Annotated in this window: 6 protein-coding genes; all 6 read left to right on the top strand. The window is 75.2% G+C overall.

All coding sequences use genetic code 11. From position 1 onward, the window contains the following. Positions 1–131: 131 nt before the first annotated feature. Positions 132–1,103 carry a cobalamin biosynthesis protein gene (locus VR45_RS37000; RefSeq protein ID WP_234326537.1) on the top strand — a complete coding sequence of 324 codons (972 nt, stop codon included), beginning with the start codon at positions 132–134 and terminating at the stop codon, positions 1,101–1,103. Beyond that, positions 1,100–2,638 (top strand): cobyric acid synthase, encoded by a 1,539-nt coding sequence (locus VR45_RS36995; RefSeq protein WP_045944321.1) that lies wholly within the window; start codon positions 1,100–1,102, stop codon positions 2,636–2,638. Before VR45_RS37000 ends, VR45_RS36995 begins: the two co-directional genes overlap by 4 nt. Next, positions 2,635–4,791 (top strand): putative cobaltochelatase, encoded by a 2,157-nt coding sequence (locus VR45_RS36990; protein WP_045944320.1) that lies wholly within the window; start codon positions 2,635–2,637, stop codon positions 4,789–4,791. Before VR45_RS36995 ends, VR45_RS36990 begins: the two co-directional genes overlap by 4 nt. 6 nt (positions 4,792–4,797) lie before the next feature. Next, entirely contained in the window at positions 4,798–5,403 is a 606-nt protein-coding gene (gene cobO, locus VR45_RS36985; RefSeq protein WP_045944319.1) for a cob(I)yrinic acid a,c-diamide adenosyltransferase, read from the top strand. Positions 5,404–5,475: 72 nt separating this feature from the next. After that, complete coding sequence (locus tag VR45_RS36980; RefSeq protein ID WP_045944318.1) at positions 5,476–6,897, top strand: cobyrinate a,c-diamide synthase; 1,422 nt, start codon at positions 5,476–5,478, stop codon at positions 6,895–6,897. 237 nt (positions 6,898–7,134) lie between these two features. Continuing rightward, a partial coding sequence (locus VR45_RS36975; protein ID WP_052709667.1) for a M6 family metalloprotease domain-containing protein occupies positions 7,135–8,561 on the top strand: 1,427 nt, incomplete at its 3' end.

The following is an 8,561-nucleotide window of genomic DNA, read 5'->3' as shown; positions in this document are numbered from 1 at the left end:
GGGAGACTCTCACCCCCGGTACGTCGATCCAGGGCGCGGACCCTGAGTGAGGACACGCACGCGATGCAGGCTGCCCCGCCGGGCCGGGACCTCCCCCCGAGCACTCCGCCGACCACGCCACCCGCCTTCCCTTGCGCCCGCTGACCCGGGCCGCCGCGTTCGGCGCGGGCGCCGTCGCCGGGTACCTGGCCGACGCCCGGTTCGGCGATCCGCGCCGCGGCCACCCGGTGGCCGGCTTCGGCAGCGCGGCCGGCCGGCTGGAGCGGCTGCTGTGGCGCGACGACCGCGCGGCCGGCACCGCCTTCACCGCGCTGTGCGTGGGCACCGTCGCCGTTGGCGCGGTCGCCGCCGACCGGCTGCTGGCCCGCCGTCCGCTCGGCCGGGCCGCGCTCGCCGCCGCCGCGACCTGGACGGTACTCGGCGGCACCTCGCTGACCCGGGAGGCCCGCACCGTCGGCCGGGCGCTGACGGCCGGTGACCTGACGGCGGCCCGGGAACGGCTGCCGCACCTGTGCGGACGCGACCCGAGCGCCCTGGACGAGCAGCAGCTGGCCCGCGCGGTGGTCGAGTCGGTGGCCGAGAACACCGCCGACGCCGTGGTCAACGCCCTGGTCTGGGGCGGCCTGGCCGGCACCCCGGGGCTGCTGGCGTTCCGCGCGGTGAACACCCTGGACGCGATGGTCGGTCACCGCTCGCCGCGCTACGCCCGGTTCGGCTGGGCCTCGGCCCGGCTGGACGACGTGGCGGGCTGGCCGGGCGCCCGGCTGACCGCGCTGCTGACGGTGGCCGCCGCCCCCGAACCGCGCACCGCCTGGCGGGTCTGGCGGCGGGACGGCTCCGCGCACCCCAGCCCCAACGCCGGGCAGGCCGAGTCGGCCTTCGCCGGCGCGGTCGGCGTCCGGCTGGGCGGGACGCTCCAGTACGGCGAGCGCACCGAGCACCGGCCGGTGCTCGGTGAGGGGCTGCGGCCGGTCGGGGTGGACGACATCGAGCGGGCCTGCGTGCTCTCGCGGCGGGTGGGCGCGCTGGCCCTGGGTACGACCGTCGCCGGGCACCTGCTGCTGCGGGCGGCGCTGAACAGGAAGCGGAGGTACCGGGCATGAGCAAGGCACTGCTGGTCGCCGGGACGACCTCGGACGCCGGCAAGAGCGTGGTCACGGCGGGCATCTGCCGCTGGCTGGCGCGGCAGGGGGTGGCGGTCGCGCCGTTCAAGGCGCAGAACATGTCGCTGAACTCCTTCGTCACCGCCGACGGCGCCGAGATCGGCCGCGCCCAGGCGATGCAGGCGCAGGCCGCCCGGGTCGAGCCGGAGGCGGCGATGAACCCGGTGCTGCTCAAGCCCGGCGCGGACGGCCGCAGCCAGGTGGTGCTGCTGGGCCACCCGGTCGCCGAGGTCGGCGCGCTGGACTACCGCGAGCGCAAGCCGCTGCTGCTGGAACGGGCCCTGGAGTGCCTGGCGGACCTGCGCGGCCGCTTCGACGTGGTGGTCTGCGAGGGCGCGGGCTCGCCCGCCGAGATCAACCTGCGGGACCGGGACATCGCCAACATGGGCCTGGCCACCGCGGCCGGCCTGCCGGTCGTCGTGGTCGGGGACATCGACCGGGGCGGCGTGTTCGCGGCGATGTACGGGACGCTGGCGCTGCTGTCGGCGGAGGACCAGCGGCACGTGGCCGGCTGGTTCGTCAACAAGTTCCGCGGCGACGCGCGGCTGCTGGCCCCCGGGCTGGAGATGCTGCGCGAGCTGACCGGGCGTCCGGTGCTCGGCACCCTGCCGATGCTGCCGGACCTGTGGCTGGACGCCGAGGACTCGCTCGACCTGTCCACCGTCGTCGACCGGACCGCCGCGCGCGGCCCGCTGGGCGCCGATGTGCTGCGGGTGACGGTGCTGCGCTTCCCCCGGCTGTCCAACTTCACCGACCTGGACGCGCTCGCCCAGGAGCCCGGCGTGCTGGTCCGCTGGGCCACCCGGCCGGAGGAGCTGGCCGACGCCGACCTGGTGGTGCTGCCCGGCACCCGGGCCACCGTCGCCGACCTCGGCTGGCTGCGCGAGCGCGGCTTCGAACCGGTGCTGAAGGCCCGGGCGGCGGCCGGGCTGCCGGTGCTGGGCGTCTGCGGCGGCTACCAGATGCTGGCCGGCTCGATCGTGGACGAGGTCGAGTCGAAGGCGGGCCCGATGGAGGGCCTCGGGCTGCTGCCGACGCGGGTGCGGTTCGGGGTCGCGAAGGTGCTCGGACGGCCGGTCGGCGAGGCCTTCGGCGAGCGGGTCGAGGGCTACGAGATCCACCACGGGATCGTCACCGTGGAGGGCGGCGAGGCGTTCATCTCCGATGACGACGGACAGAGCCTGGACGGGTGCCGGGTCGGTTCCGTCCTGGGCACCACCTGGCACGGCGCGCTGGAGAACGACGGCTTCCGGCGCGCGCTGCTGCGCGAGGTCGCGGCGGCCGCCGGCCGGGCGTTCGTGCCCGCGCCGGACACCTCCTTCGCCGACGCGCGGGAGGCCCGGCTGGACCGGCTGGGCGAACTGATCGAGGAACACGCCGACACCGACGCGCTGTGGAAGCTGATCGAGGGCGGGGTGCCGGCGGCCGGATCGCTGCCGTTCCTTCCGCCCGGAGCCCCTGGGGAGCATGCATGAGTGACGTCCGATACCCGTTCACCGCGATCGTCGGCATGGCCGACCTGCGGCTCGGCCTGCTGCTGAACGCGGTCTCCCCGGCGGTCGGCGGGGTGCTGGTGCGCGGCGAGAAGGGCACCGCCAAGTCGACCATGGTGCGCGCGCTGGCCGGGCTGCTGCCGTCCATCGCGACCGTCGACGGCTGCCGCTTCGCCTGCGACCCGGCCGGCCCCGACCCGCAGTGCCCGGACGGCGCGCACACCGGCGCCGCGGCCTCCGAGCGCCCGGCCCGGCTGGTCGAGCTGCCGGTCGGCGTCTCCGAGGACCGGATCGTCGGCTCGCTGGACCTGGAGCGCGCGCTGGCCGAGGGCGTCAAGGCCTACGAGCCGGGGCTGCTGGCCCGGGCGCACCGCGGCGTGCTCTACATCGACGAGGTCAACCTGCTCCAGGACCACGTGGTGGACCTGCTGCTGGACGCCGCCGCGATGGGCCGCTCCTACGTGGAGCGCGAGGGCGTGTCGGTGCGGCACGCGGCGCGCTTCCTGCTGGTCGGCACGATGAACCCGGAGGAGGGCGAGCTGCGGCCGCAGCTGCTCGACCGGTTCGGCCTGACGGTGGAGATCGCCGCCACCCGGGAGCCGGTGGAGCGCGCCGAGGTGGTCCGCCGCCGGCTCTCCTACGACGCCGACCCGGCCGCCTTCGCCGACCGCTTCGCCGCGGACGAGCGGGCGCTGGCGGACCGGATCACCGCCGCCCGCGAGCTGCTGCCGCAGGTCGAGCTGACCGACACGGCACTGCGCCAGATCACCGCCGTCTGCGCGGCGTTCGAGGTGGACGGGCTGCGCGCGGACATCGTGATGGCCCGGACCGCCGTCGCCCTGGCCGCCTGGGCGGGCCGCACCGAGGTGCTGGCGGAGGACGTCCGCAAGGCCGCCCAGCTGGCGCTGCCGCACCGGCGGCGGCGCAACCCCTTCGACGCCCCCGGGCTGGACGAGGAGCAGCTGGACCAGGTGCTGGAGGAGCACGCCGAGCCGGAGCCCGAGGAGCCGCAGCAGGAGCCGGAGGAGGACCCGGACCCGGAGGGCGGCCCCGAGGGCGACGGCCCCGGGGGTGACGGCCCGCAGGACGGCGGCCCCGACGACGGCGGTGGCGGCGGCGCGCCCGAGCCGTCCGGCCAGGACGGCCCCGACGGCCCGCCGGCCGAGGCGGCGGACGGCCCGGCCCCGGACGACGCCCCCGCCCCTCAGCCGGTCCCGCTCCAGCCCCCGTCCCCCGCCCGGGAGACGGCCCCGGTCGCGGCCGGCGACCCGTACCGGACCCGGCTGTTCGCCGTGGACGGCACCGGGCGCGGCGCCCAGGGCCGCCGCTCCCCCGCCGAGACCGACAGCGGGCACACCATCAGGGCCCGCCGCCCGCGCGGGCGCCTCGCCCGGCTGCACCTGAGCGCCACCCTGCGCGCCGCCGCCCCGCACCAGCTGGCGCGCGGCCGGTCCTCGCGGGCCCTGGTGCTGCACAAGGACGACTTCCGCGAGCAGGTGCGCCAGGGGCGGGAGTCCAATCTGGTGCTGTTCGTGGTGGACGCCTCCGGCTCGATGGCGGCCCGGCAGCGGATGACCGCCGTCAAGGGCGCGGTGCTGTCGCTGCTGATGGACGCCTACCAGCGCCGGGACAAGATCGGCATGATCACCTTCCGGGGCGCGGGCGCCGAGCTGGCGCTGCCGCCCACCTCCTCGGTGGAGGTCGGCGCGGCCCGGCTGGAGTCGCTGCCCACCGGCGGCCGCACCCCGCTGGCGGCCGGGCTGCTGCGGGCGCACGAGGTGCTGCGGGTCGAGCGGCTGCGCGACCCGGACCGCCGCCCGCTGCTGGTCGTGGTGACCGACGGCCGGGCCACCGGCGCGCGGGACGCCGTCGCGCAGTCGCACCGGGCGGCCGGGCTGCTGGCCGGGCAGGGTGTGGCCAGCGTGGTGCTGGACTGCGAGTCGGGCCCGGTCCGGCTCGGCCTGGCCCGCACCCTGGCCGACCGGCTGCGGGCCACCGCCGTGACCCTGGACGAGCTGCGCGCCGACGGCGTCGCCTCGCTCGTCCGCGACAGCCGCGGTGGGGGCCACCGCGGCGAGCACCGTCCGACCGTCTCTGCTTCTGCTTCTGCTTCTGCTTCGCGAAAGGCGGCCTGAGCCGATATGCCCAAGGGTGTCCCCGAGAGCGTTCCCGACGACGGTCTGACGACCCGTCAGCGCCGTACCCAGCCGATCACCGCCGTCCACACCGGGCCCGGCAAGGGCAAGTCCACCGCCGCGTTCGGCATGGCCCTGCGGGCCTGGAACCAGGGCTGGTCGGTCGGGGTGTTCCAGTTCGTGAAGTCCGCCAAGTGGAAGGTCGGCGAGGAGAACGCGCTGCGCGTGCTCGGCGCCTCCGGCGAGGGCGGCACCGTCGACTGGCACAAGATGGGCTCCGGCTGGTCCTGGATCCAGCGCACCGGCGAGATGGAGCTGGACAGCGAGGCGGCGGCCAAGGAGGGCTGGGAGCAGGTCAAGCGCGACCTCGCCGCCGAGACCTACCGCTTCTACGTGCTGGACGAGTTCACCTACCCGATGCACTGGGGGTGGATCGACCCGGCGGAGGTGGTGGCCGTGCTGAAGGACCGTCCGGGCAGCCAGCACGTCGTCATCACCGGCCGGTACGCGCCGGAGCTGCTGACCGAGGCGGCCGACCTGGTCACCGAGATGACCAAGGTCAAGCACCCGATGGACGCCGGTCGCAAGGGCCAGCGCGGCATCGAGTGGTAGTGCGGCATCGAGTGGTGGCGCGGCGAGCCCGCCGAGCGTCCCGGTAGTACCAGCGAGAGAAGCAGCAGCACCGTGAACATCCCCCGTCTCGTCGTCGCGGCGCCCTCCTCGGGCGCCGGCAAGACCACCATCGCCACCGGCCTGATCGCCGCGCTCGCCGCCCGCGGGCTGGCCGTCTCGCCGCACAAGGTCGGCCCGGACTACATCGACCCGGGCTACCACGGCCTGGCCGCCGGCCGTCCGGGCCGCAACCTGGACGCGTTCATGTGCGGACCGGAGCGGATCGCGCCGCTCTTCCTGCACGGCGCGGCCGGGGCGGACGTGGCGGTGGTCGAGGGCGTGATGGGGCTGTTCGACGGCGCGTCCGGGCGCGGCGAGCTGGCGTCCACCGCGCATGTGTCGAAGCTGCTGCGGGCGCCGGTGGTGCTGGTGGTGGACGCCTCCTCGCAGTCCCGGTCGGTGGCCGCGCTGGTGCACGGCTTCGCCTCCTGGGACCCGGAGGTCCGGCTGGCCGGGGTGATCCTCAACCGGGTCGCCTCCGACCGGCACGAACGGCTGCTGCGCGAGGCCCTGGAGGAGGGCTCCGGGGTGCCGGTGCTGGGCTCGGTGCGGCGCTCGGCGGCGGTCGCCACGCCGTCCCGGCACCTGGGGCTGATCCCGGCCGCGGAGCGCTCGGCGGAGGCCCTGCGGGCGGTGGCCGACATGGGCGAACTGGTCGCCGCCTCGGTGGACCTGGACGCGGTGCTGGAGCTGGCCCGCACGGCTCCGCCGCTGACGGCGGAGCCCTGGGACCCGGCCCGCGAGGTGACCCCCCTGGACGCCGGTGACGGTGCCAGTGCCGGTGCTGGTGCCGCCCCCGGTGCGGCCCGGCCGAGGATCGCGGTGGCCGGGGGCGCGGCGTTCTCCTTCTCGTACGCCGAGAACACCGAGCTGCTGACCGCCGCCGGCGCCGAGGTGGTGCCCTTCGACCCGCTGCACGCCGACGCCCTGCCGGAGGGCACGGCGGGCCTGGTGATCGGCGGCGGCTTCCCCGAGCTGTACGTCCGGGAACTCAGTGCGAACGGGCAACTGCGGGCAGCGATCGCCGCGTTCGCCGCCTCGGGCGGACCGGTCTCGGCCGAGTGCGCCGGACTGCTCTACCTCGGGCGGGAGCTGGACGGCCTGCCGATGTGCGGGGTGCTGGACACCTCGGCCCGAATGACCGAGCGGCTGACGCTCGGGTACCGGGAGGCGGTCGCACTGGAGGACTCGACGCTGCTGCCGGGCGGGGCCCGGCTGCGCGGGCACGAGTTCCACCGGACGGTCTGCGAGCCGGAGCACGGCGAACGGCCCGCCTGGGGCTGGCGGCTGCCGACCGGTCTGCACTTCGAAGGATTCGCGGGCGCGGCGGGCGCCGAGAATGTTCACGCTTCGTATCTGCACCTGCACTGGGCGGGATACCCGCAGCTCGCCGCCTCCTTCACCGCGGCGGCCGCCGCGCACCGGGCCGGCTGAGCGGACCGGCGGCGGATCCGACGGCCCTTCGGGTCTGGTGCTTTGGCCGTCCGGAGCGTCAGAATGGTGACAAACAACCGCATATCGACCTTTTCGCAACCGGTACCGGCCAGACCCGACCGCCTTTCGGCGAACCGACCGATTGCCGGCGACCGCCTACTCGACGGGGCGCCGAACACGCCCCCGCGGCGCCGCACACGCCCCGGCGGGGTGAGCAGGCTCGAAGGAGCCGTCACCATGCGTCACACATTAACCACGCTGCATCGCCACCCCACCCCCGTCGACCTCCCCCACGACCGTCCGCACGCCTGCCCCGTCCCGCTGTCACCGACCGCGCTGGACGAGCTCCATGACGAGTACCGGGACCTGGTCGCGTCCCAGCGCCTCCCGGACGGCATCACCTTCGGCCAGTACTACCGCGTGCTGCGCACCCAGTGGCGCGGCGAGAACGTCGTCGGCCTCGACGACGGCGCCCTCCGCCCCGGTCCGCGCAGCGACGCCCAGCTCATCGACCACCCGTCGGAGAAGCTCAAGGGCGTCGTCCCCACCCTGGTGCTGCTGGTGGACTTCCCCGACCAGCCGCACGACCCCGCCCACACCGTCGAGCACTTCGAACAGTTGCTGTTCAGCTCCGGAACGTTCCCGACCGGCTCGATGCGCGACTACTACCGCGGCGTCAGCGGCTTCGACCCCGCCGCTCCCGCCAACGGCGGCATCGACGTCCAGGGCGCGGTGCACGGCTGGTTCCGGCTGCCGCACCCGCTCTCCTTCTACGCCAACGGCCTGTCCGGCCAGGACACCGGCGCCTTCCCCAGGAACGAAGTGGGCATGGCCGCCGACACCCTGGAGATCGCCCGCCAGCAGGGCGTGGCGTTCCCCGAGGAACTGGACGTGCTGGGCGAGGGCATCGTCACCGCGCTGTTCATCGTCCACGCCGGCCCCGGCGCCGAGGCGGTCCCGAAGCTCCAGCGGCCGGGGGCCCTGTGGAGCGCCAAGTGGAGCTTCACCCCCGGCTTCCCGACCGATTCCAGCCTGACCGTCCAGACCTTCCTCACCGTCCCCGAGGACTGCCGGGTCGGCGTCTGCTCCCACGAGTGGGGCCATCTGGCCGCCCGCTGGGCCGACTTCTACGACACCGGGAACCCGAACCTGGAGGCGGTCTCCAGCGGCCTCGGCAACTTCTGCCTGATGGCCTCCGGCTCCTGGGGCGGCCCGGACCGGCTGCACGCCGGCGACCGGCCGGTGTACCCGAACGGCATGCTCCGGATGTTCCACGACTGGACCCGGCCGCAGAAGATCACCAGCACCGCCAAGGACATCGTGCTGCGCCCCGTCTCCGAGGACGGCGACATCCTGCTCGTCCGCAGCCCGCGGATGAACCCCAAGCAGTACATCGTGGTCGAGTACCGCCGACAGAGCGGCCAGGACACCTTCCTGCCGGACCAGGGCATCGCCGTCTACGCGGTGGACGAGTCCATCGACAACGTCAACGACGAGAGCCACCTCGCCATCGAGCTGCTGCAGGCCGACGGCCGGCGCGACCTGGCGGACGCCGTCGTGCCCAACCGCGGCGACAAGGACGACCTCTACCCGTCGCTCGGCAACAACCTCCTCGGCGAGCACAGCAACCCGCCGCTGAACGAACCGGACGGCCAATGGAGCGG

This window comes from Streptomyces sp. NRRL S-495 (assembly GCF_000966955.1).
Taxonomy (GTDB): Bacteria; Actinomycetota; Actinomycetes; order Streptomycetales; family Streptomycetaceae; genus Kitasatospora; species Kitasatospora purpeofusca.
This window is presented reverse-complemented; position numbering and strand designations above follow the sequence as displayed.